Raw genomic sequence first — 24,744 nt, 5'->3', positions numbered from 1 at the left:
CAATAACGACACTTCAGGCCGCTTCTGACGCAGCAGACTCATCGGACAGGCCGAACATCAACTGTTCGCGCCACTGCCCAACCGCTTGCTGCGTCTTGAGTAGATCGAAATACCAGGGACCCAGTCCGATATCGCCATACAGGATGGCTCCGACCAGCCGGTCATCCTTAATCAGTAGTCGACGGTAATCCTTCAGATCACTGTCCATATACACCTGCTCGGTGGCGTCGGCTGCATCGATATCTCCACAGGAGTAGAGAGAGATACCGCTGATCTTGAGCGAAGTCGCCACGGGATTTTCGGTGTAGCTGTCATCTTCACCACTGAGCAGAGAGGCCAGTACGCGAGCCTGCTCCCAGATCGGGGCCACCAGACCATAGGTATTGCCCTGACACTCGCAGCACTCACCCAGGGCATGGATGGCCGCATCCGAGGTGCGCAGGCGACGATTGACACAGACCCCCTGACGTACCTGCAGGCCCGCCTCCTGTGCCAGCTCAGTGCGCGGCACTATCCCGGTGGCAATCACCACCAGATCCGCCGGCAGCAAACGTCCATCCTTCAACAGCACCCGCTCAACCTTTCCATCACCTTGCAGGGACTGGATATCAACATCTGTCAGGACAGTCATGCCGCGTGCAGACAGCTCATTCTGAAGCAGACCTGCCGCCACCTGATCCAGCTGTCGATTCAGCAGATAATCGGCGCGTTGCAGCACAGTCACCTGCATTCCGAGCTTACGCAACCCTTCAGCCGCTTCCAGACCCAGAAACCCACCGCCGATCACTATTGCCTGACCACCGCCCAGCCCGATACTTCGCAGTTGCTGCATATCCTTCCAGTTGCGAAAGCTCATTACCCCGTCCAGCTCTCGTCCTTCCAGAGGAGGCAGAAATGGTCTTGAACCCGTCGCCAACACCAGTTTTTCATAACCAATCGTCTGCCCGGCGGAGGTCACAACCTGTTTTTTCCGTGGTTCAATCGAGACCACCTGCTCACCTGTCAGCAGAGAGAAGCCCTGCTCGGCATACCACTGCTCGGTACTCAGCTCGGCTGATATCTCCTCCATCTCCCCCGACAGCAGAGGTGACAGCAATATGCGGTTATAGGCCACACCTGGCTCTTCACCGATCACCAGCACCGAGCGGGGTTTTGATGCCTGCTGCGAAAGCTCTGTCAGCAACCGATGTCCGGCCATGCCATTGCCGATGATGATCAGATCGTAATGTTTCATGCTTGAGCCCTTACCTTCTGCTGGACTGGCTCTTCCTGCTGATGCTGCGTTGCCTCAACAGTCGCTTGTGGCTTTTCCGCTGAGCGACGCTGGCTGATATCCTCCACCTTGCGCTGCTTTTCATACAGGAAGCTGAGCACCTGATGACGGTAGTGGTTGTACTCGGCATCATCGGCCAGAGCGATACGATTACGCGGCCGAGGCAGTTTGACCTCAAGGATTTCACCGATTGTCGCAGCCGGCCCATTGGTCATCATCACGATACGATCCGACAGGAGCACCGCTTCATCGACATCATGCGTAATCATGATCACGGTATTTTTCAGATCCGACTGAATCTCCATCAGTGAATCCTGCAGATGGGCGCGGGTCAGCGCATCCAGCGCACCGAAGGGTTCATCCATCAGCAGCACCTGCGGTTCCATCGCCAGTGCCCGGGCGATGCCGACGCGCTGTTTCATACCACCGGAGATCTCATCCGGACGCTTGTCCATCGCATGGGTCATATGTACCAGTTCAAGGTTGTATTCGATCCACTCACGCATTTCAGCCCGGCTTTTCTTGCCTTTGAATACCTGCTTCACGGCCAACTCAACGTTCTGATAAGTACTCAGCCAGGGCAACAGCGAGTGGTTCTGAAACACCACCGCACGCTCGGGGCCCGGCTCATCCACTTCACGACCATTCAGCAGCACGCCACCCGTGGTGGCCTGATACAGTCCTGCAACAATGTTAAGAACGGTCGACTTGCCACAGCCCGAATGACCGATCAGACTGACGAACTCACCCTTTGCAATGTTCAGATTCACGTTCTGCAGGGCACAGAAAGGGCCTTTTGGTGTCGGAAAATCGATTCCCACCTGTGTCAGTTCAAGATGTGTGTGGCTCATAACAGCCTCCTGTTCATTAGCGCTCTGTTCATTAACATCTGTTCATTAACGACCTTTGTTAACGAACAACGGCTGACTTATCCCAGTTTATCCAGCTCTGCAGCAGCAACATGGTGCGATCCAGCAGAAAACCGATAAGACCGATCACAACGACGGCTACGCAGATACGCCCCAGCGAGTCGGATGATCCATTCTGGAACTCATCCCAGACAAACTTGCCAAGCCCCGGGTTCTGCGCCAGCATCTCGGCTGCTATCAGCACCATCCAGGCGATACCCAGTGACAGACGCAGGCCGGTGAACATCATCGGAATAGCTGAGGGAATCACGATGGTACGGACATGTGTGAACCAGCCCAGACGCAACACCTTGCTGACATTCTGCAGGTCCTTGCTGATGCTGCTGACACCCACTGAGGTGTTGATCAGCGTTGGCCAGAGAGAACAGAGGGTCACGGTGATCATCGAGACCAGAAACGAGCGTGAAAACATCGGATCGCTGCTGACATATACGGCGCTGACGACGAGTGTCACCAGTGGCAACCAGGCCAGAGGCGAAACCGGCTTGAACACCTGAATCAGCGGGTTAACGGCGCGGTAAACATTGGCACTCAAGCCGATCAGAATGCCCAGCGGAATCGCAATCAGGGTGGCCAGCGCAAAGCCGCTGAGTACGGTCCACAGACTGGTCAGTATCTGATCGAAAAAAGTGGGGCGGCCGCTGTAATCGCGCCAGCGCAGCTCAGCATCCGGGTTCTTCGCCAGCAGATCCGCATTGCGCTGCTCCTGGCGCTCATAGAATTCATGTTTGCGCTGAGTCTCCTGACGATGCTCATCCACCAGGTTGCTCCACTGCTGACTGACTTCAACCGGCCCGGGAAAGGTGCCCAGCGAGGTGTTGATCTGCTGTGCACCGAGGTGCCAGAAGGTCAGAAAGAGTGCCAGTCCCAACATGGGGAAAAAGAGTTGCTGCGCCAGCAATCGCCACTGTGTCGGGGTCCACTTTGCCAGGTTCAGCTTGCTCAGGTACAACTTATTCAGGTATAGCAGTGCGGTACTCATCGTGTCGCCCTCGGCTTGCTGTGCCGGGCAGTGCCTGTCAGACACTGCCGGTCTTTATAAAAATCAGGGTGTCGCATCAGCCTTGAGGCCGATCTCGAACTGCTCCAGATACAGGTTGGGTTGCTCGGCATCAAAGGTATGGCCATCAATGAAGCGAGTGGCATCCACTGCACGGATACCCTTCTCAGTGGCAAAATCCGGAAAGTCCGCCGCGCTCATCAGACCCTCTGCGATCAGCTCTTCAGCCGCCTGCTGATAGATCTCGGGGAGGAACACCTTCTTTGCCATCTCCATATACCAGTCATCCGATTTCTGCTCCGGGATCTGTCCCCAGCGACGCATCTGGGTCAGATACCAGATCGCATCGGAGTAGTAGGGATAGGTGGCGTGGTAACGGAAGAAAACGTTGAAGTCAGGTGCCGGACGGACATCTCCTTTCTCGAATTCGAAGACGCCGGTCATGCTGTTGGCGATCACTTCGTAATCCGCTCCGACATAGTAGGAGTTGGAGATGATGCGGGCACCCTCCTCGCGGTTGGCATTGTCGTTTTCATCCAGCCAACTGCCTGCACGGATCAGCGCCTTCACGACACGCAGGTGCGTATTCGGGTTCTGTTCTGCCCACTCATTGCTGACCCCGAACACTTTTTCGGCCACATTGTTGCGAATGTCATAGTCGGTCACGACGGGGATACCTATGCCACGGAACACCGCCTGCTGATTCCAGGGCTCACCCACGCAGTAGCCATTGATGGTGCCAGCTTCCAGTGTCGCGGGCATCTGGGGTGGTGGCGTAACCGAGATCAGTACATCGGCATCCAACTGGCCAGAGGTATCGCCTCGCTGAGGCGCGTAGTAGCCTGGGTGGATTCCCGCAGCAGCCAGCCAGTAGCGCAGCTCATAGTTGTGCGTGGAAACAGGAAAAACCATCCCCAGATTGAAGTTCTGCCCCATATCACGATAGGTTTCGATAACGGGTTTGAGATGTTCAGCGCTGATCGGATGCACCGGTTTGCCATCCTCCATCGGCAGATGCGGCTTCATCTCCTCCCAGACATCGTTGGAAACTGTGCAGGCATTACCGTTCAGATCCATGGTGAAAGCGGTGACGATATGTGCTTCGGTGCCGAAGCCAATGGTGGCACCCAGTGGCTGACCCGCCAGCATATGTGCGCCATCAAGCTGACCATCTATCACGCGATCCAGCAGCACTTTCCAGTTGGCCTGCGCTTCGAGCTGCACAAACAGGCCTTCATCTTCGAAGTAGCCCTTCTCAAGAGCTATCGCCAGAGGTGCCATATCGGTCAGTTTGATGAATCCGAACTTGAGCTCATCCTTTTCCGGTGCACCGATACTGGCAAAGCTGCTGCCACTGACTACCACCATCCCAAGCGTGCAGGCACGTACCCAGGCACTCAGGCTACTTCTGGCGTGTTCACTTTTTCTCATATCCATCATCGCTACCTCAAATTGTCGGATCAAAAAGTCGTCGCAAAGAATCGGGGCTGATAATCAGGGCTTATAATCAGAGCTAAGAATCAGGACAAAAAAAACGGCGTCATCTGCGGTTGCCTGCACTCTGCAGGCCCGAGATGGACGCCGTTGTCCAATATCTTTCTTGTTACAAGTCTCTTGTTACGCTTATCGGGCCAACACTGACTCGATCACTGATGTGAATAAAGCACTAAGCGTGCCAACTACTGAAATCCTGCTTTATTCGCTTGTAATGCGTAGGATTTGGCATAATGGAAAGGGATATTATTTCCAGCGAATACGCACTGCTGCAGTGCAGCAAAAGAGCATCCACGCCCAACAAAGGTGCATAATGTGTATTGTTACTCTGCCTTTGTCGCATAGGATTTGCTTTGCAACAGGTCCGTCAGATTAAGCAGCGTTTCAGCTACATCCGCCAGGCGACGGCTTTGCTGCATGGCAGTCTGCCGCATCAGTCGATACGCCTGCTCTTCACTTAATCCCTGATGCTCCATCAGCAACCCCTTGGCTCTCTCGATCAGCTTGCGCTCATGCAACGCCCGGCGTGCCTCGTTCAACTCATCACCAATAGCCTGCAGACGCTGCGCCTGCGCCTGCACCAGATCAAATACCGAACGCCCGAGCGCCGGACTCATCCCATCTGCAGAGAAGGACTCAAGGCCTGCCGCAAGACTCTCAAGCCCCGCACCTGTTGGTGCCAGCATCAGCGTACCCGGTGACAGCATCTGATCCTGTCCCCTGGTCAGGCCGTCCAGACTCTGCTGATGTTCTTGCAGATCTTTGCGGGCCGCCTCGATCTTGTCGGTGCACAGATGGCGCAGCGCCTGAGCCAGTTGATCATCTATCCCTTTCATTGCATCGATCCGGTTAGAGGCCAGCTCAAACCACAGCTCACTGACACCGGACGGCACAGGGGATTGTGCGGTGGAACGAGTCGCTACCTGACGCAACCTTGCTATCTCCTGACTGACATCATCGTGGCAAAGCTGATGCCAGTCCTGCAGGATGGGAGCAGGTGCAAACTCGGTGAAAATGTCAAAACAGCGCGCCTGAGACTCAATCAGATGCTGCAGACGATGCTGCTGATCCAGACTCAGATAACCAGAGGCAAAACCGGAAGCCAGACAGGCACGCTCCTGCCCAGCCAGCTCTTTGCCCTGCATGAAGTTGAACATCGCGACGAGCAACCGCGTCACAACAGGGTCAGCTGCGGTATCCGCGGCCTCAAACACCACCGCCAGCAACCCACCGATCAGCCGACTGAACGCCGTGGTTGCATCATCAGGAGACACCTTGAATGCAGCAGTCTGCTGCCTCAAGTCCTGCAGCAGATCCAGCCCATGCAGCACCCAGGCAATACGGTTGAAGAGTCTGACGCCACCGCACGAGAAGTTTGCCGTATCGCAATCCAGACGCTCAAAATGCTGACGTACCACCAGCACTGCAGCATCTGTATCCTTTATCTGCAGTAACCGTCTGTCGCTGAAGCGCAGCCCGTCTGAGACCAGAAACACATTCGACACACCTCGCTCCCGCTGTAGCTGATGAACCAGCTCACTGACCACACTGACCAGTTCACAGGTAAGGGCCAACTGTTCCAGGCTGACGATTTCACAGCGTTTGGCTGCCAGTAAAAAGCGTTCTGCGGATCTCATCTACGGCTCCAGCCAGGCAGGTCACAACACCACCTGTATTTGGTTTATTACGGCGAGGCGCTGTACAGCGCATCGAATACACCTGGCATGAAATGCCTGTCACGGCACACCAACACTTCATCGCCTCAGATAAAGATAAGCAATAGTTGTTCCAGTTATGGTCAGACAGAAAAGAATAGCTGATTGGAATAAGCGAACAACGTCTCTTCACTCTGATGGGCACAAAGCGGTGCAAACGCACCAGATACGTGCACATGCTTTATAAAAACTGCCCCACTCAATAGGTAATTAATTGATTTATATCAACAATTAATTAGTGGCACTGATGTTGCTTTATTCAGTGCAAGAAAAATGACGAATGTTTTAACTGTGTCAGGGGGAAATCCCCATGGGCAATGGCGCCCACACTCTCTGTTGATGGCAGCAGCGGGTGTGGGCGTTTTTTTTTGGATGTGACCATGATGAATGAACTCACCACCTGTCCCTATTGCGGTGTCGGCTGTGGCGTCAAGGCGGCTGTCACCGGCCAGCAACTGATCGCAGTCTCCGGTGATCAGGCTCACCCGGCCAACTATGGCAAACTCTGTGTCAAGGGCAGTGCACTGGGTGAAACAACCGGCCATCACAACCGTCTGCTGCATCCGATCGTTGACGGTCAGCAGGTCAGTTGGGATAAGGCGCTGGATGAAACCGCCTCACGCCTGCAAAGCATCATTGATGAGCATGGCCCCGGCAGCGTCGCCATGTACCTCTCGGGCCAACTGCTGACAGAGGACTATTATGTCGCCAATAAACTCCTGAAGGGGTTCATCGGCAGCAGCCATGTCGATACCAACTCCAGACTCTGCATGGCCTCCACCGTGGCCGGTCATAAGCGTGCCTTCGGAGCTGATGCGGTTCCCGGCTGCTATGCTGACCTTGAACTTGCCGACCTGCTGATACTGGTCGGCTCCAATGCGGCCTGGAACCACCCGATTCTGTTTCAGCGCATGCAAGCCGCCAAGACTCGCAATCCCGCACTGAAAGTGGTGGTCATCGATCCGCGCAGAACCGCCACCTGCGATCTGGCCGATCTTCACCTGCAGTTAAAGCCGGGATCTGATGCTGTCTTGTTCAACGCCCTGCTGCTGCATCTGGTGAATGAGGATCGACTCGATCATGCGTTTATCAGCCAGCATACCGAACAGTTCAGTGAAACCATCGTTGCGGCCTTGAGCCTGGCACTGGATCTGTCTGCCACCGCCGACTACTGCGATCTGGCAGTGGACGATCTGACACGCTTCTTTGACTGGTTTACGGCGCATGACAAGACCGTCACCCTCTTCTCTCAGGGGATCAACCAGTCCAGCAGTGGCACTGATAAGGTCAACGCGATCATCAACTGTCATCTCGCCACCGGGCGTATCGGCAAACCGGGCAGTACCCCCTTCTCACTTACCGGCCAACCTAACGCCATGGGTGGGCGTGAGGTCGGTGGCCTGTCTAATCAACTGGCCGCCCATATCGATTTCAGCAACCCGCAAATGATCGATCGGGTCGGCAAGTTCTGGCAGGCTCCGAACATCAGTCGGCAGGAGGGTTATAAGGCGATCGATCTGTTTCGTGCCATCGAAACCGGGGAGATCAAGGCGGTCTGGATCATGGCAACCAATCCGGCGGTAAGCCTGCCGGATGTAAATCGTATCCGCAAGGCTCTGGCTGGCTGTGAACTGGTGATCGTGTCCGAAAGCATGGCCGCAACCGACACCCTGACACTGGCCGATATCGCACTGCCAGCCACCACCTGGTCAGAAAAAAGCGGTACCGTGACCAACTCCGAGCGGCGCATATCGCGACAGCGCAGCCTGGTACCACCCCCAGGTGAGGCGCGTCACGACTGGCAGATCATCTGCGATGTAGCAAAGCGACTGGGCTTTGCCGATCAGTTTTTCTACCAGCACCCGGTCGAGATCTTTCGCGAACATGCGACTCTTTCAGGACTGGACAACAACGGCAGTCGCTGCTTCGATATCAGCGCCCTGAGCAGTATCAGTGAGGAGGCGTTTGATGCCCTGCAGCCCCTGCAGTGGCCCGTTACGCGTCATGCACCTGCCGGCACCGCCAGGCTCTTCAGTAATCGACGCTTCTTTACCCCTTCCGGGCGCGCACGCTTTATCCCGGTGGTGCCGCGCAAGCCGGAACAGCAGACAAGCAGTGATTATCCCTTTGTGCTGAATACCGGGCGAATCCGTGACCAATGGCACACCATGACACGAACAGGGCGCAGCGCACGCCTGCTGCAGCACCGTCCGGAACCCTTCGTTGAGATACACCCGGAAGATGCGCAGCAGTTGAGTCTGATGGAAGGGGATATTGCCCTGCTTCACAACCCAATCGGCAAGATGCTGGCACGAGTCAGGCTGAGCAGGAGTCAGCGCAGCGGTGAGCTGTTTGTGCCGATACACTGGAATGACCAGTTCGCCTCCGCCGGCTGCTGCGATTCATTGATTCAATCGGCCTGTGACCCTGTATCCGGGCAACCTGAATCCAAGCAGGGAGCAGTTGCGATCAGCCTCCTGCCCAACACCTGGCAGGGTCGTCTGCTGATACGTCAGCCGCCCTCTGCGTTGACACCCAGCACATCGACAAGCGCTATGCTGTCACCCGACTATCAGCCTCCGTCAGATTACTGGGTAAAAGTCCCGCTTGAGCACTCAACCAGCTACCTGCTGGCCGACCGAACAAAGGCAGACGACTGGAACGGCTGGTGTCACCAGCACCTCGGACAGGCACCGGATATCTGGATGGAAGATCCAGAACAGGTGCTGTTCCGCGGCTGTCATATCCAGGACGGAAAACTGCAATGGGTGCTGTTGATAGGGCCTGATAACCGCCTGCCGGATACAGCCTGGCTGGACCAGCAGTTTGCCGGCCCGGTCACGCCCGACATGCGCAGACAACTGCTGCGCGCCTCAGCCAGCGACGCTCAACCTGTCGGCGCCGTGATCTGCAGCTGCTTTCAGGTGACGGAAACAGCCATCCGCAAAGCGATCACTCAAGGCTGCAGGAGCACTCAGCGACTGGGCAGACAACTTGGCTGTGGCACTAACTGCGGCTCCTGCATACCGGAGTTGAAGGTGCTGCTGGAAGAGGAATAACAACCGGTCACCGCCATGTAAAGCTATCGTGGGCTCAGCACCGGCCTGTTGCGAGATGACAGGAGCCTCAATGAAGATCTGAAGCATAAGCTGAGTCTATCAACCGTGCTGAAGAGCCGCCACGCACAGCTTGATCAGAAGAGTCCGTAACTGCTTGAGAAGCCAGTGTCTTTACCTTAGGCTATAAGTCTATGGGTAATGTACATCAGGAAATCAGACAGATGGAGTCACGTCACTGGCACGACAAGGCAGTGCCAGCCCTGCAGCGTTTCTTGCTGGCACTGCTGGTATGGTGGATATTGAGCAACGATCTCATTGGCAGTGTATGGATAGGCATTCCAACAGCCTTGCTGGTAGGCTGGGTCAGTCTGAAACTGGCACCACCCGGACGCTACAGGCTCCGACTGCTGGCGCTGCCACACTTCTGCCTCTACTTTATCACTGTCTCCGTTATCGCCGGACTGGATATTCTGCAGCGTACCTTGAGCCCCTCGCTGCCATTGCAACCCGGTATGCTTGATCTGCAAATAGACCTGCCCGAAGGGCAACCCCTGTGGCTGTTCATGATCACCATCAGCCTGATGCCCGGAACGCTCAGCGTCAATCGACAGTCAGACTCCTCCATTCGACTGCATTGTCTGGATACCTCAAACAACCCGCAGGACGATGCCAAAGCGCTGGAACACAGAATTCAGACACTTTATGGCCTGAGGACAAGCAACTCATGAGTAACCTGTACATCCTGTGCATTATCCTGCTGCTGATCACGCTGTTGGTTGGACTTATCCGTGTCTGGCGAGGGCCCCGCTCTGCCGACCGGATTCTGTCGGCACAGCTGTTCGGCACCACCGGCGTCGCAATTCTTCTGCTGCTGGCTGAGCTGCAGTCGCAGTCAGCAGCACGCGATGCCGCACTGGTGCTGTCGCTTCTCGCGGCTCTGGCAACAGTCGCATTTGTCAGCAGAGTCTGGAGTAATGCACGCCATCAGGCACGAGAGGCTGAACATGAGCCTTCTGATTGATCTGCTGCAGGCCGCCCTGCTGCTGTCGGGTGTCGTGATGTTCGCTGCCGGAACACTGGGCCTGCTGCGTTTTCCTGACACCTATTGTCGTATACATGCCCTGACCAAGGCAGATAATCTGGGCCTGGGGCTGATCATTGCCGGGCTGATGCTCAGTGCCGGCTCTGTATTGCTGGTGTTCAAACTTCTGCTGATCTGGCTTCTGGTGATGCTGGCCAGCGCACTGAGCGGACATCTGGTCGCCTGGGAGGGTGATGCTCAGGGTATGGATGCCGCCTCTGGCGACCTGCCCTCATCCGGCAATGCCGCTCAAGACAGCGCTGAGCGGGAGAGATGAGCATGTCGGTATTACTCGATCTGCTGTTGCTCAGTTCACTCTGGGTATTTGCGCTGCTGACGCTGACGGCACTGCCGCTGTTTCGTGGCGTGGTGTTTTTCATTCTTCTCGGACTGATGCTGGCACTGGTATGGATCAGGCTGGATGCACCGGATATAGCACTGGCAGAAGCGGCTATCGGTGCCGGCATCACCGGCGTACTGCTGCTGGATACACTGGGTCACCTGCACCATCGCGCTGATCAGGAGTCCAGCCCCATAAGACTCAAGAGCAGTCGTTTCTGGGTTGCTTTGATCAGCAGCCTCAGTCTGGCTGGCCTGCTGCTATGGGCTCTGCTGGACACCCCTGCAACTCCCACCATGCTGGCTGAGCAGGTTGCCAGAGCATTACCCAACAGTGGTGTCGATCACCCAATCACGGCTGTATTGCTCAACTTCCGCAGCTATGACACCTTGCTCGAAATTGGCGTGCTGGTAGTCGCTATTCTTGTCGGACTGACACTGGCAGACAAAGACTCGGCACAGCTGTCGTTGCCCAAACTCCCCAATCCCCTGCTGCAGGCCTGCCTGGCACTGCTGGTACCCCTGATGCTGATGGTCAGCAGCTATCTGCTCTGGGCGGGATCGAAACAGCCCGGCGGTGCCTTTCAGGCCGGTGCTGTACTGGCCGCAACCGGCATACTGCTGCACCTGTCGGGCTTTCGCCTGACCCTGCGCACCAGCGAGCGATTGATGCGTGCCGGGCTGCTGCTGGGGTTCAGCGTGTTCCTGCTGGTGGCCGCCAGCGCTCTGATTGATGGCCAGCCATTACTGACCTACCCCGATCATCTGGCTGGAATATTGATTCTGATTATCGAACTGGCACTGACCCTGTCGATAGGGCTGATCCTGCTGAGCCTGTTCACGCTGCCACACTTTGCCTTACCGGAACAGGAGCGGCCGAAATGAGCAGCAGTGCCGTGATCTTCAGTCTCGCCGGTATAGGCCTCTGTGCCATTGGTCTGTTCGGCTTCATGCTGCACACCCATCTGATCCGCAAACTGCTGGCATTCAATATCATGGGTAGCGGTGTCTTTCTGTTGCTGGTAGGGATGGCACAGCGCAGCGGTCATACGGACCCTGTACCTCAGGCGCTGGTCCTGACAGGAATAGTTGTGGCGGTTTCGGCCACTGCTCTGGCACTTTATCTGATCCGCCGCTGGCTGCAACTCAGTGGGTCCACTGAGCTGCCGGAGGACGATCGCCGATGATGCTCAATGCTCCCATCCCACTGCTGATGATCACCCCACTGGCAGCGGCCGTGATCTGCATGCTGTTGTCTGAGCGCTCACGTCTGCTGGTCTCCTTTGCCGCCGTATTGATACAACTGCTGGCCTCTCTGTCGCTGCTGCTGCTCCTGCTGCAGCAAGGCCCCATCACGCACCCGCTGGGAAGCTGGGAGGCGCCGCTGGGCATCGCATTGCGTGCTGATGGCCTGGCAGTGCTCTTTGTGCTGATGACATCGGTGGTTGCGGGCATCGCTGCCCTGTATGCAGCCCTGTACCTGACTCCCGGCCCTCTGCGGGCGCACTTCTGGCCTCTTTTCTGGTTCATGTGGGCCGCGTTGAACGGCATCTGGCTGGCCGCTGATATATTCAACCTGTATGTCGGGTTGGAGTTATTGAGTCTGGCTGCTGTCGGGCTGGTCGCCTTTTCCGGCAGCAAGGAGGCTCTGGTCGCGGCAATCCGGTATCTGCTCGCGGCGCTGCTCGGTTCGCTCGCCTATCTGCTGGGTGTGGCACTGCTCTATGGTGCTCATGGCACGCTGTCTCTGTCTGATCTGTCACAGCAGATGCAACCGGGTGTCGCGAGCAGCATTGCCCTGGCTGCCATGGCAATGGGACTGCTGCTGAAAAGTGCGCTCTTCCCACTGCACACCTGGCTCCCTCCGGCACACGGCGGAGCCATGACACCCGTCAGCGCCCTCTTGTCGGCGCTGGTAATCAAGGCATCCCTGTATATTCTGCTACGCCTGTGGATAGAGCTGCGCATTCATGAACTGGCTCCGGATGCCTCACAACTGCTGGGCTGGATGGGTGCACTGGCCATCGCCTGGGGTGGCTGGATGGCCCTCCGCCAGACGCTGCTGAAGCGAGTGGTCGCTTACTCCACCGTCGCCCAGATCGGCTATATCATGCTGATGTTTCCACTGCTGCGAGCAGATAATGCAGAGGCGTCCACCCTGGCCCTGCAGGGTGGTGTGCTGATGGTGCTGTCCCATGCATTGGCCAAAGCCGGCATGTTCCTGGCCGCCGGTAATCTGATCCTCTGTACCGGTCGTCCGGAGTTGAGTGCCCTGGCCGGTACCAGCCAGTATCGCCCGCTGAGTATCTTCGGTTTTGGCCTGGCCGGTGTGAGCCTGATGGGGCTGCCACCCAGCGGCGGCTTCAGTGCCAAATGGTTGCTGCTGCAGAGTGCTCTGGCAAGCGCACAATGGTGGTGGATTCCGGTCATGCTGCTCGGTGGCCTGCTCTCTGCCGCCTATGTATTCAGAGTGTTTCACTACTCATTTAAAGAGGCTGAAAATAGCGACACCTTCCACCGTCCGGGAGTTGGGCTCGAGATCTGTGCGCTGGCCCTGTCCGCTGCCAGCATACTCCTGGGCTTTATCGCCACCTGGCCGCTGCACCTGCTGACACTGCCTGATATTCTGCCGCTCGCTGTGCTGCCTGAAGGGTCTCTTGAACAGTCACTTGAGCTGCTCCAGACCCCGACATACGAAACGCTTCATGGCACTTCGGAGCAACAGCCATGATGAATCTGCTGCCACTGATTGTACTGATGACCTCTTTCCTTGCAGCCATGGTGATCTTTATGCTGCCGGAGCAGGAGCATCGCCTGCGCAGCCTCGTAAATCTGGGAGCTGCTGTACTCAAGATCGCTCTGATCCTTCTGCTGATACAGTATGTCGTGGCTGGCTTTCGACCGGAGTTGCGACTGGAGGTCCTGCCGGGGCTTTCGATGATTCTGCGTGCCGATGCTCTGGCAATGCTGTTCGCCGGGCTCTCCTCCATGCTCTGGCTGTTTACGACCCTCTATGCGATCGGCTATCTGGAGGGTTCCCCCAACCGCAGTCGCTTTTTCGGCTTCTTCAGTCTCTGCGTGGCCAGTACCATGGGGATCTCTCTGGCGGGCAATCTGTTCACCTTTTTCATCTTCTATGAACTCCTGACGCTATCCACTTACCCACTGATCGTGCATCGCGGCACACCGGAGTCACTGCGAGCCGGGCGGATCTATCTGGCTTATACTCTCAGTGGTGGTGCAGTACTTTTGATCGGCATCGTCGCCATCTATGCGCTCGCCGGCGATATCGAGTTCGGCGATCTGCAGCGGGTCGCTGAGATGGCCCCGGATCTGCACCCCCTGCTGCACCTGGTCTTTGCGCTGCTGATCCTCGGTCTGGGGGTAAAGGCAGCACTGGTCCCTCTGCATGGCTGGCTGCCTATTGCGATGGTTGCACCAGCGCCGGTCAGTGCCCTGTTGCATGCTGTGGCTGTCGTCAAAGCCGGTGCCTTCGGCATAGTTCGGGTAGTCTATGATGTATATGGCATCGACTACTCCTGGCAACAGGGGCTGCTCACCCCTCTGGCCATCGTTGCCTCGATCACCATCCTCTATGGCTCGCTGCGCGCGTTGCAACAGACGGATATCAAACGGCGGCTGGCCTACTCCACCGTCAGCCAGGTCTCCTATATCATCCTTGGCATCACACTGTTCGGGCCACTCGGTACCATTGGGGGGCTGGTGCACCTGCTGCACCAGGGATTGATGAAGGTCACACTCTTCTTCTGCGCCGGGAACTATGCCGAAACTCTCGGGATACACAAGATTAACGAGCTCGATGGTGTCGGCACACGCATGCCTCTGACCAGTGCCGCTTTCACTGTCGGTGCATTCGGCATGATCGGTCTGCCCCCGGTAGCCGGTTTCATCAGTAAATGGTATCTCGGCACTGGCGCGCTGCTGGCTGGCATGGACTGGGTTGTGGCCGTACTGGTGGCCAGCAGTCTGCTCAATGCAGCCTACTTTCTGCCTCTGCTCTATCGCATCTGGTTCAAGCCAGTGCCTGACAGCTGGCCCCACGAGATGATCACCCGTTATCGTGATACCGCCCCGCTGCTACTGTTTCCGGCACTGGCCACTGCTCTGCTCAGCATAGCCGCAGGACTCTTTGCCGGATTGCAAATCAGCCCAGTCGGTTGGGCGGAACTGATCACCCTGCGGGAGTATCTGCCATGAACCATAGCCTGCTGCTGATCCCACTGACGCCACTCCTGCTGATCCTGATCTGGTGCCTGCCGCGCTGGCGTGAAACAGCCTGCAGATTGACACCACTGGCAGTACTACCGGCACTTGCGATAGCTTTGAGCGGCGCTGAGCTGCACCTCGAACTGCCCTGGCTGCTGCTCGGCAGCGACTGGCTTCTGAATGATATTCGCCGTGTATTTCTGTGCTTCACTGCACTTCTGTGGGGGGGATGTGCCATCTATGCACAAGGCTATATGGCGGGAGATGTCCGTGAAAAGAGTTTCCACCTGCTCTGGCTGCTGACACTAAGCGGTAATCTCGGTCTGATTATCTCCGCTGATGTCGTCAGCTTTTACCTCTTCTTCGCACTGATGACCTTTGCCGGATATGGCCTGGTGATTCACACTCGCTCGGAAGAGGCCTTGCGCGCGGGCCGCGTCTACCTGATCATGGCTGTTCTGGGCGAAGCCTTGATTCTGGCCGGGCTGCTGCTCAGCGCCGCACAACTGCTGGTTCCAGGTTCACTGCTGCTGGAGGACTTTGCCCGTGCCAATGCCACCTCAACCTATCAGCCGCTGATCATCAGTTGCCTGTTTGCCGGTTTTGGCGTCAAAGCCGGGCTGCCACTGCTCCACATGTGGCTACCTCTGGCTCATCCGGTGGCACCGATACCAGCCAGCGCTGTGCTCAGCGGCGCCATGATCAAGGCTGGCCTGCTCGGCTGGATCTTCCTGCTGCCGGCAGGGATGGTCAGTCTGCCGCACTGGGGCATCAGCATCTGCGTCATCGGTCTGTTAGCGGCCTTTGCCGCCGCATTGATCGGTGTGCAGCAGCACAAGTCAAAAACGGTGCTGGCTTACTCCAGTATCAGTCAGATGGGACTGCTCACCACCGCTCTGGGTGCGGCCTTCATCCAGCCCGAGATCTGGACGGGTCTGGTACCGGTGCTGGCACTGTTCGCAATGCACCACGCACTGACCAAGGGCACGCTGTTCCTGGCTGTCGGTATCACTCAGTATGACTCCAGGCTCCCCCTGCTGGTTCTGGCAACCGCTATCTGCGTACCTGCACTGTCACTGGTCGGCCTGCTCAGTAGTGGCAGTCATGCCAAATTGTCACTGAAAGCGATGCTGTATGATGATCTTCTGCCCGGTTGGCTACTGCCTGCCATCACACTCAGCGCGGTTGCCACATCGCTTCTGATGTTACGCTACCTCTGGTTACTGTCACAGAACCTCTCCGCCAAGAGTACCCATGATCTATCGCCACTGCCTCAGAGCATGCTGCTGAGCTGGCTCCTGACCCTGCTGGCCAGTCTGACAGCAGTTTACTGGATGCCACAGGCCATAGCGCCTGTTTACCCCTCTGCAGATCCCACTGCATGGCTGAGCATGCTATGGCCAGTTATGGCTGGATTACTGCTGGCTGAAATTGCGCGGCGCCATTGGCGCACTCTACCCATCCCGCCGGGTGACCTGATACAGCCAATTGAGGCACTACTGCGGCAGGTACCGATTTTTTTCAGCAAATTCCAGCGAGCCACTGCCGGTCTGCATGAGCCGGTCAAAGAGCAGCGGGCTGGCTTTGCTGACCAGCTGATCATCTATCTGGAAAACCAGTTGGAAAACCGCAGCCTGATTGCCACCTACTTCAGCCTGCTGACACTGTTACTCAGTTTATTGTTGCTTGGCACCTATTTTGTCTGAGCATAGACTGCTATCCCAGGTGCCAGTTCTGACAGGCTGCCCTATCAGTTCAGCCCATCCAGGAAGCCATGCTCACCAAAACCTGATCAGGCCGAAATATGGAGTATCATGTCAATCAAGTTGTTGTCATTTGTCAGGAGGCAGCCCTTTCCGCAAGGCTTTTCCGCATCATGATCAGCTTGAAGAGCTCACCACTTTCAAGCAATCTGGTATTGGGTCCAAGTGACTCAAAACCATTACGCAGATAGAAAGCTTCACCGGTCAGGGTGGATGCCAGAGTCAGGTGGCAGACTCCCATGGCTCGGCAGGCATCCTCACAGTAGCGCAGCAGGCTTGATGCCACCCCCATTCCGGAAAAAGCAGGAGATACGAAGAAGGCTCGCAGCTCAGCTTCCCATGGTGAGTCGGCCAGTTGTTGCGTCCAGCCACCGCTGCCAATGATCAGGTCATCCAGCAGAGCGACGGCTAACGTGCCATCTTTCACCAATTGATCAATGCCCTGAATCAATTCCAGACCGTTGTTGATCTGACTCAGAGAGTAGTGCTCGCGCTGCAGCGCACGGGTTGACTCTGTAATCAGAGTACGTATCTGATTAAGATCCTGAGGTTGGGCGTAGCGGATTGTACAGTCCATGCGTGTCATCCTTGATTGATTATCCATAACCGTGAGAGTCCTGATTGAATCTCCCTTTAGCAGAACACAGATAATACTGCAGCCGGAAGAATCCACCAAGATACATAAGGGGATTCTTATTGAGAAAAATTCATGTGGAATCCTGATCAGACATCGTGAAGCGCTTTCTCACGCCTGAGCCTTGTTGCCAAAGTATGCACCTCCCCCGGCGCCAATAGCCGTTTATCCTGTCCGGCATTCGCTGCTTCCACACAGATCATGCGGCGGTAACCATCTGCAGGAAACTGACTGAGGGTCTTTGACTTTTCGTGGCCAGGATTCCATACCACCAGAGATGATGAGCCTTCACGTGTGATGATCCGATCAGGCATTCCTGGGCAGTAAAGCGTTACCGGACCAGTGTAACCATGATAGATACGATCCAGTTCACCATCAGCCTTCAGGGCTTCATCCTTACCCGATTGATCCTCACCGGTCAGCTTGTCAAAAAAACGCACACCCATCAGGCCCGATAGCTCAACCCTGTCTATATCCAGAACCGGCAGATAGGTGTGCAGCGCCTGGCTCAAGGGCTGAGCGATGGTCCCGGTATTGCAACTGGTCAGGGATACCTTAAGCTCCTGGCACAACTCAAAAGTCACCTGCACAGCCCATGACTCATCCGGCAGTACTCTAGCGATAATTTCTTCTGGCAACACCATAATGATCCGGACATGGTCAGAGCGCTGCTCAACACTTCTCAGCTCCCAGCGGGCCGTGCGGGCAATACCATGCGCTGGCGCATCAGGTCGGTCATTACCAAACCAGGGCCAGCAGATGGGTATGCCACCACGCAGAGCAGTGTCCGGTAACTCCTCATCTTCAGGACTGAACCAGAGCAGATCTGCCTGACCAGTTGGCTGGCAACTGACAAGGTGAGCGCCCGTCAGAGAGATACGAGCACTCACTGACGGATGGCGAATGCACAAAAACTCACGCCCCTGAGAATTACTCTCCAGTATCGCAAAATCCGGGAGGGGTATAACGGTTGACGGCATTACAGTCTCCGATAGCGGTATGAATGAGGTTTCACTGAGCTCCAGCATCAATGCAGTCAACGATGATCAAACATCGCTTTCTTTAAATCAACTGACTATCTATTGGAACACCTGGCATTCGCGTTTTTTCAAATCCCATACCCAAACTCCACGCAAAAGAGTCCCGCCTCCGCAGCTTACTTCTAGTACACTGGAGGGCTAAGCTGACATAACACCGTCCGTGCCAGCCAAAATGGCTGCACAGAGCACGATTGAAAAAGCCCCGGGAAGCAGAAAGTTACCATGGAACCATCGATTGAAGAGATCATGCAAAATCTGAAGGATGCGCAGGCACAGCGCAGTGAGGTAGTAGAACCCTGGGATAGCTACTGGTTTCATCGTCCTGCTCGCGACTTTCCTCCAGCCTCGATTCAAAATCCCGAAGAGTATAAGGGTGGCGACAGATTATCTCTTGTCTGTACCCAGACAGAGCTGTCAGCAACCGCTCAGAAGCGGTTAGTTGAATCATGGTGCGAGTACCTGCCAACACTGACACAGGTGAAAATACTCTGGTTTCACTCGCGTGTACCTCAACACCTGTTTGAGGCCGCCTGCAGAATGCCGGGGCTGGAAAGCCTGTATATCAAGTGGAGCGGGATAAAATCCCTGCAGCCTATCAGCCAGCTCCAACAGCTTCGCCATCTGCATCTGGGTGCATCACCGTCTGCAGAGCCGCTTGAGGCATTACGTGATCTGCCACTGCTGGAAAATCTGGAGATAGAGAATATCCGCGCTTCCTCTGATCTCGGTTTTCTGGAAGGGATGACACAACTTAAAGCCCTCTCGATCGCCGGAGACAGCAACAGCATCAAGTCGATCAAGATCAAAACGCTGAAGCCACTCGAAGGTCTACACAATCTTGAACGACTATCGTTGACAACCACCACCGTGAACAATGAATCGCTGAAACCAATCCTCCAGCTGCATAAACTGAAGCATCTGATACTGTCCAACCAGTTCAAGATGGAGGAGGTAGCTACTCTGGCAGGCAGCATGCCACATACCCTCTGCGATCTGTTCGAGCCTTTAGGTGAACGGGTGGAATGGACAGCCTGCAAAGGCTGCGGTGACAAATCCATGGTGATGCTGACCGGCAAAGGTAAGTCCTGGTTATGCACCCTGTGCGATGCCGATCGTATCAAGCGCCATGTCGCCAGGTTTAAAGCAATAGCAGACGCAGCGGCCAACAGATAATCCCAGAGTGCATCAGCTCAGAGGCAACCTCACTCTGCACGTGTACTCACCTTGAAAAAGGACAGCTGTGCCAATACCTGACGGCTGACCTGGTGCATCTCTTCACTGAACTCACTGGTCTGGATCGCGGTTTCAGCCGACTGCTGGGTCAGCGCCTGTACAGCATGCATGTTCTGGCTGATATCCACCGCCACTGCACTCTGCTCCTCGGCTGCTGTAGCGATCTGCTGCGCCTGTCCGTTAACCTGCTCCACTGCATCCAGTATAGCTGCCAGCATGGCGTTGTTTTCCTCTATCTGTTCACTGGTCGTACCGGCCATATCAGAAGAATCACTCATGCGGGCCACCGCATTCTGGCCGATACTGCGCAGATGGGTCAGGAGCGACTCGATCTCATCCACCGATCCCTGTGAGCGCTGAGCAAGGGTGCGTACTTCATCAGCAACCACGGCAAAGCCTCTTCCCTGCTCACCTGCCCGCGCTGCTTCAATGGCGGCATTCAGCGCCAGCAGATTGGTCTGCTCGGAGATACCCCGGATCACATCCAGAATCTTCTCGATACTGGCCAGCTCCTCCTGGAGCTTACCGACCACACCCGAGGTTTTCTGCAGGCTTTCCACCATCTGCTGCACCGTAGCCATGGTGGAAGCAGATGCCTGCATGCCTTGGTTCACCATGCGCTCCATTTCACCGGACGCCCTGGCCGTTTCAGTAGTATTTTCCGCAATGTTCTTACTGGTGGCCGACATCTCCTCAATGGCAGTAACCACCTGATGCGTGTTGTCGGTGATCTCGGTCGACATTCTCTGTACGGCACTGTTAGCTTTAAGCACCCGCTCACTGTTATGACCGACGATATCTGCCGAACGGGCAATATCGCGAATAATCTTACCCAGGTGCTCCATGGTGTCGTTCAGCGAACGCCCGAGCACGGCCACCTCATCACTGCCTGTCACATCGGCACGCACCATCAGATTTCCCTTGGCCAACTGAGCGGCCAACTCACGTACACGCGCAATGCCATTGATGATGTCGCGTGAAATAAAGAAACTCAGCACCAGCGCCGCCAGAATGGCAATAAGCAGTGAGAGGTAGAACACGCGGTTGGCCATGTTGATCGCACTTTCCGCTTCGCGCTGAGATTGAATCGCAGCCTGGTCCGTACTGGTTTTCAGTAAGTCAAAATAATCACTGAGCTGGCTATAGGACTCACTGAAAGCTGAGAAAATCGGGAAAGGTGCACGATTGTCGGGTGCATCATTCATTGCCTGCACAAATGCCCGAGTGCGACTCTGATATTCGTTAACCAAATGAACCAGTCGATCATATATAGCAGGATCATCCCTGAAACCACTGCTCAGATTCTCCAGCATAGACGGCGTTTCCTCATAGTTCCGTTGCATATTACTGAGGTAACCGGGTATCTGATTATCCAGATTCAGCAGGTACGCAATCTGCAGCCCACGCACATCAACCATGATATCCACCTGCGCCTCCTTCAACCGCTCCACCTGCAGGGAGACGGAAAAGTTGTCCTGATAGAAACGATCAAAATTGTCGGCAATACGCGTGTTCGTGCCTTTTATAACGAACAGAGAGGCGATGAATATGGCGGAGATGGATACAACCAGCACAAGAAACTTGGCCCGAATGGACAGACGATTCATAGAACAGCTCCACTGATTTTTATTCTTAGTATGAGGCTAGCTCCTGTAAGGAGCCTGGTAAGCAGACATTGTCTACGGAAACAAAGTTTATGTACACAATATATAAAAATCAAACCTGAGTATTAAGTCAAAAAAAGCATTTCATGCATTATGATTCGCCTGAAATTTCTTAAAAAAATGTCATAAAAGGCAAGCTATTATTGATATATATTTTTAAAATTCAGTACATTACTGTAAATTCAAACACATTACATTGTGATGACAATTTTTTGTATTTTCAAACAATTTATAATTTTTTTGTATTCAATAATTAGCATTATCTGTCGCAAAACCTTCATTTTTTATCAACAAGCCCCCCCTGTGAACTGGAGTCGGTTATGAATACAGGCGTAACAAATTCGGCAACCATGGCAAGCCCGGCGTCAACACCAGCGCACCGACTCTGCAACTGGAGTGGCACTTCTGACCTGCTGACACAGCAGCATCCCGGACAGGGACTGTTATTCGACCGGCCAGGGATGGCCAACCTTGCCACAAACGAAAGAGAACAGCTCCAACGGATGATTCCCCACCCTCAATGTCTGTATACTATACTCTCCTTATCAGCGATCTCCGCCTCAAGAGCCGCCTCATGAGGCCGGGGTCATGGCCATCAGGCAGTATGCGATATGAAAAGCTCCACACCGTCAGCCAAAGCCCCCTCAGGCCAGCTGACTGATACAGGTACTATCTGCAGCGTCACCGAAGATGAATACGAACTGCTCACTGCCGTGTGGGAAGAGTCAGTGCGGGCTACCCATCATTTTCTCAGCGAAGAGGATATCAGTAGCCTGAGACCGCGCGTTCTCAATGATTATCTGGCCTCAGTGGTGCTGCGCGCCTATCGGGATGCAGATGGCCACATCCTCGGTTTTGTCGGTGTCTCCGGCAATCGCATAGAGATGCTTTTCATCTCACCCGAGAGCCGCGGCAAGGGGATAGGGCGTCGCCTGCTGCAGCATGCCATCTCAGAGATGGGTGCAACCATTCTTGATGTGAATGAACAGAATCCGCAAGCGCTCGAGTTTTATCTGAAGATGGGCTTTCGCATCATTGGTCGTTCACCGCTGGATATGATGGGTAATCCCTTCCCACTGCTGCACCTGGAACTGAGCGCTCCTGGCATTCAGAAATGCAGCGCACGTATCAATGAGCGTGACATGGAGTATTTCATTCAGGGCGATGGCGCGCCTGTTCTTCTGGTGCATGGCGCACTGGCCGACCATCGCATCTGGGAGAAGCACAGTGCTTTCCTGGCAGATGGCTACAAAGCGATCTCCTTCACTCAGCGCTATTTCGGCAAGCGCGCGGCGGTTGTGAATGATGACTATCCGTTTGGTATCACGACACACATGCAGGATCTGCGCAGTCTGATCGAAACGGCGGATCAGGGCCCTGTGCATCTGGTCGCCTGGTCCTATGGTGCCGATGTCGCACTCGCACTGGCAATTCAGGCGCCGCACCTGGTCCGCAGTCTGTTCCTCTATGAACCTGGCTGTCCGGCCTATCTGAATGAGGATCAGATGCAGTGCTTCATGAGTGACGCCGAAGAGATGTTTGGTCCGATATTCCCAATCGTGGCGCAGAATCATCTGGAGAAGGCAGCGCGCCTGATGATGGACGCTTCTGGTGGACGTGAGGGTTACTTTGAGGAGCAGGATGAGTCATTGCGGGTACATCAGCTTGAAAACGCGCACAGTCTTGCACTGCAGATGACACAGACGGAACCGCCAGCCATCACAACCGAGCAACTGAACCAGCTGCGCATACCGGTTGCACTGTTACGTGGCGAGAAGACACGCCCTCTGTTCAGGGCTGTATTCGACGCCGCGAGCGATGCAATTCACGGGGTGCATGCCAGAGTGATCCCTGATGTCGGACATATGCTGCCATTGGAGGACCCCGCCGCCTTCGTGCAACTGGTTCGCACCTTTATTGACGAGCTTGACCAGGTGGCCTGATCTCACAGCCACTGTTTTTCGAACAACCTCTCGACAAACAAGCTGCGTGAGCATATCTTAACGTCAGGCTGCACGGGCAGCCGGCGTCGCTCGGACGGTTCCGGGCGCTTACGTTAAGAGATCATCATGAGTCACGAATTCAAGCGTCGTTTTGAGCGCATTGAGCGCTTGCCCCCCTATGTTTTCAATATCACTGCTGAACTGAAGATGGCCGCGCGACGTCGCGGTGAAGATATTATCGATCTCAGCATGGGTAATCCCGATGGTGCCACGCCGCCGCATATCGTCGAGAAGCTCTGCACAGTTGCCCAACGCCCCGATACACACGGCTACTCCACTTCACGTGGCATACCCCGCCTGCGGCGCGCGATCAGCCACTGGTATAAGGAGCGTTACGATGTGTCGATTGATCCCGAGTCCGAGGCGATTGTCACCATCGGTTCCAAAGAGGGACTCGCACACCTGATGCTGGCCACGCTGGATCGTGGTGATGGTGTGCTGGTACCAAACCCCAGCTATCCGATCCATATTTATGGTGCCGTGATTGCCGGTGCGCAGGTGCGCTCAGTGCCACTGATTCCGGGCATGGATTTTTTTGCTGAGTTGGAGCGCGCGATCAAGGAGAGCATCCCGAAACCGAAGATGATGATTCTGGGCTTTCCCTCCAACCCAACCGCGCAGTGTGTCGAGTTGGACTTTTTCGAGCGCGTCATTGCACTGGCAAAAGAGCACGACATTCTGGTGGTGCACGATCTGGCCTATGCCGATATTGTCTACGATGGCTGGAAAGCTCCGTCGATCATGCAGGTACCGGGCGCGAAGGATGTCGCAGTGGAGTTTTTCACTCTGTCCAAAAGCTACAACATGGCGGGCTGGCGTATCGGTTTCATGGTCGGCAACCCCGAGCTGGTAAATGCGCTGGCGCGGATCAAGAGCTATCACGACTATGGTACCTTCACACCGCTGCAGGTGGCTGCGATAGCAGCACTGGAGGGGGATCAGCAGTGCGTCAACGAGATTGTCGGCAACTATCAGAAGCGCCGCGATGTACTGGTGAAAGGGATGCATGAGCTGGGCTGGATGGTCGAAAATCCCAAGGCATCCATGTATGTCTGGGCAAAAATCCCTGAGCAATATGCCCATCTGGGCTCGCTGGAGTTTGCCAAGAAGCTGCTGGCGGATGCCAAGGTATCTGTATCGCCCGGCATAGGCTTCGGCGATTACGGCGATGATCATGTGCGCTTTGCACTGATCGAAAATCAGGACCGAATTCGTCAGGCACTGCGCGGCATCAAGGCGATGTTCCGTGCCGATGGCCTGCTGCCGGCGAAAGCAACGGTGCGCTGATCA

19 protein-coding genes and 1 pseudogene are annotated in these 24,744 nt (G+C 55.4%); 12 read left to right on the top strand and 8 right to left on the bottom strand.

Annotation, left to right across the window (positions count from 1 at the left end; translation table 11 throughout):
• Positions 1-13 precede the first annotated feature (13 nt).
• The 5 genes from F7R27_RS01805 to F7R27_RS01785 all read right to left on the bottom strand — a co-directional run bounded on the left by F7R27_RS01805 (position 14) and on the right by F7R27_RS01785 (position 6,333).
• A complete protein-coding gene (locus F7R27_RS01805; RefSeq protein WP_151702502.1) occupies positions 14-1,234 on the bottom strand; it encodes an NAD(P)/FAD-dependent oxidoreductase in 1,221 nt (406 codons plus the stop codon).
• Positions 1,231-2,124 (bottom strand): ABC transporter ATP-binding protein, encoded by an 894-nt coding sequence (locus F7R27_RS01800; RefSeq protein WP_151702501.1) that lies wholly within the window; start codon positions 2,122-2,124, stop codon positions 1,231-1,233. Before F7R27_RS01800 ends, F7R27_RS01805 begins: the two co-directional genes overlap by 4 nt.
• Positions 2,125-2,182: 58 nt before the next feature.
• Complete coding sequence (locus F7R27_RS01795; protein WP_151702500.1) at positions 2,183-3,184, bottom strand: ABC transporter permease; 1,002 nt, start codon at positions 3,182-3,184, stop codon at positions 2,183-2,185.
• 63 nt (positions 3,185-3,247) lie between these two features.
• Complete coding sequence (locus F7R27_RS01790; protein WP_240776186.1) at positions 3,248-4,570, bottom strand: CmpA/NrtA family ABC transporter substrate-binding protein; 1,323 nt, start codon at positions 4,568-4,570, stop codon at positions 3,248-3,250.
• A 449-nt stretch (positions 4,571-5,019) separates the two neighbouring features.
• Entirely contained in the window at positions 5,020-6,333 is a 1,314-nt protein-coding gene (locus tag F7R27_RS01785; protein ID WP_151702499.1) for a nitrate regulatory protein, read from the bottom strand.
• Between the two features lie 458 nt (positions 6,334-6,791).
• On the opposite strand from F7R27_RS01785, the gene F7R27_RS01780 reads away from it, so the two are divergent.
• From F7R27_RS01780 to F7R27_RS01740, 9 genes are all read left to right on the top strand, one after another.
• Entirely contained in the window at positions 6,792-9,470 is a 2,679-nt protein-coding gene (locus F7R27_RS01780) for a nitrate reductase (RefSeq protein WP_338088387.1), read from the top strand.
• A 221-nt stretch (positions 9,471-9,691) separates the two neighbouring features.
• The gene (locus F7R27_RS01775; RefSeq protein WP_168927397.1) at positions 9,692-10,198 is read left to right on the top strand and encodes a Na+/H+ antiporter subunit E; all 507 of its coding nucleotides are present in this window, start codon (positions 9,692-9,694) and stop codon (positions 10,196-10,198) included.
• Positions 10,195-10,491 carry an MrpF/PhaF family protein gene (locus F7R27_RS01770; RefSeq protein ID WP_151702497.1) on the top strand — a complete coding sequence of 99 codons (297 nt, stop codon included), beginning with the start codon at positions 10,195-10,197 and terminating at the stop codon, positions 10,489-10,491. The genes F7R27_RS01775 and F7R27_RS01770 overlap by 4 nt, the downstream gene beginning before the upstream one ends.
• A complete protein-coding gene (locus tag F7R27_RS01765; RefSeq protein ID WP_151702496.1) occupies positions 10,475-10,828 on the top strand; it encodes a cation:proton antiporter in 354 nt (117 codons plus the stop codon). The genes F7R27_RS01770 and F7R27_RS01765 overlap by 17 nt, the downstream gene beginning before the upstream one ends.
• A 2-nt stretch (positions 10,829-10,830) precedes the next feature.
• Complete coding sequence (locus F7R27_RS01760; RefSeq protein WP_168927396.1) at positions 10,831-11,775, top strand: hydrogenase subunit MbhD domain-containing protein; 945 nt, start codon at positions 10,831-10,833, stop codon at positions 11,773-11,775.
• Positions 11,772-12,077, top strand: a complete 306-nt coding sequence (locus F7R27_RS01755; RefSeq protein WP_151702494.1) for a sodium:proton antiporter — start codon at positions 11,772-11,774, stop codon at positions 12,075-12,077. Before F7R27_RS01760 ends, F7R27_RS01755 begins: the two co-directional genes overlap by 4 nt.
• Positions 12,074-13,621 carry a complex I subunit 5 family protein gene (locus F7R27_RS01750; RefSeq protein WP_151702493.1) on the top strand — a complete coding sequence of 516 codons (1,548 nt, stop codon included), beginning with the start codon at positions 12,074-12,076 and terminating at the stop codon, positions 13,619-13,621. Before F7R27_RS01755 ends, F7R27_RS01750 begins: the two co-directional genes overlap by 4 nt.
• Positions 13,618-15,108, top strand: coding sequence for a monovalent cation/H+ antiporter subunit D family protein (locus F7R27_RS01745; protein WP_206060341.1), 1,491 nt, complete (start codon positions 13,618-13,620; stop codon positions 15,106-15,108). Before F7R27_RS01750 ends, F7R27_RS01745 begins: the two co-directional genes overlap by 4 nt.
• Positions 15,105-16,823: a complex I subunit 5 family protein gene (locus tag F7R27_RS01740; protein WP_151702492.1), complete on the top strand. Its 1,719-nt coding sequence runs from the start codon at positions 15,105-15,107 to the stop codon at positions 16,821-16,823. Before F7R27_RS01745 ends, F7R27_RS01740 begins: the two co-directional genes overlap by 4 nt.
• Positions 16,824-16,956: 133 nt before the next feature.
• Here the strand turns inward: F7R27_RS01740 and F7R27_RS01735 are convergent, their stop codons facing one another.
• Both F7R27_RS01735 and F7R27_RS01730 read right to left on the bottom strand, forming a co-directional pair.
• A complete protein-coding gene (locus tag F7R27_RS01735) occupies positions 16,957-17,457 on the bottom strand; it encodes a GNAT family N-acetyltransferase (protein ID WP_168927395.1) in 501 nt (166 codons plus the stop codon).
• A gap of 146 nt (positions 17,458-17,603) precedes the next feature.
• A complete protein-coding gene (locus F7R27_RS01730; RefSeq protein WP_168927394.1) occupies positions 17,604-18,494 on the bottom strand; it encodes a D-hexose-6-phosphate mutarotase in 891 nt (296 codons plus the stop codon).
• A gap of 282 nt (positions 18,495-18,776) precedes the next feature.
• Between F7R27_RS01730 and F7R27_RS01725 the strand changes: the two genes are divergently transcribed.
• Positions 18,777-19,727: a leucine-rich repeat domain-containing protein gene (locus F7R27_RS01725; RefSeq protein WP_151702489.1), complete on the top strand. Its 951-nt coding sequence runs from the start codon at positions 18,777-18,779 to the stop codon at positions 19,725-19,727.
• A 29-nt stretch (positions 19,728-19,756) separates the two neighbouring features.
• On the opposite strand, the pseudogene F7R27_RS18980 reads toward F7R27_RS01725, so the two are convergent.
• A pseudogene (locus tag F7R27_RS18980) lies at positions 19,757-20,761 on the bottom strand (methyl-accepting chemotaxis protein); the annotation flags it as partial.
• A 1,301-nt stretch (positions 20,762-22,062) separates the two neighbouring features.
• Between F7R27_RS18980 and F7R27_RS01715 the strand changes: the two are divergent.
• Both F7R27_RS01715 and alaC read left to right on the top strand, forming a co-directional pair.
• Positions 22,063-23,394 carry an alpha/beta fold hydrolase gene (locus tag F7R27_RS01715; protein WP_151702488.1) on the top strand — a complete coding sequence of 444 codons (1,332 nt, stop codon included), beginning with the start codon at positions 22,063-22,065 and terminating at the stop codon, positions 23,392-23,394.
• Between the two features lie 126 nt (positions 23,395-23,520).
• Positions 23,521-24,741 carry an alanine transaminase gene (gene alaC, locus F7R27_RS01710; protein ID WP_151702487.1) on the top strand — a complete coding sequence of 407 codons (1,221 nt, stop codon included), beginning with the start codon at positions 23,521-23,523 and terminating at the stop codon, positions 24,739-24,741.
• Positions 24,742-24,744 lie beyond the last annotated feature (3 nt).

It is taken from the genome of Nitrincola alkalilacustris (assembly GCF_008973755.1).
Lineage (GTDB): Bacteria > Pseudomonadota > Gammaproteobacteria > Pseudomonadales > Balneatricaceae > Nitrincola > Nitrincola alkalilacustris.
Note: the sequence above shows the minus strand (reverse complement) of the source record. Positions and strands in the feature narration are given on the sequence as shown.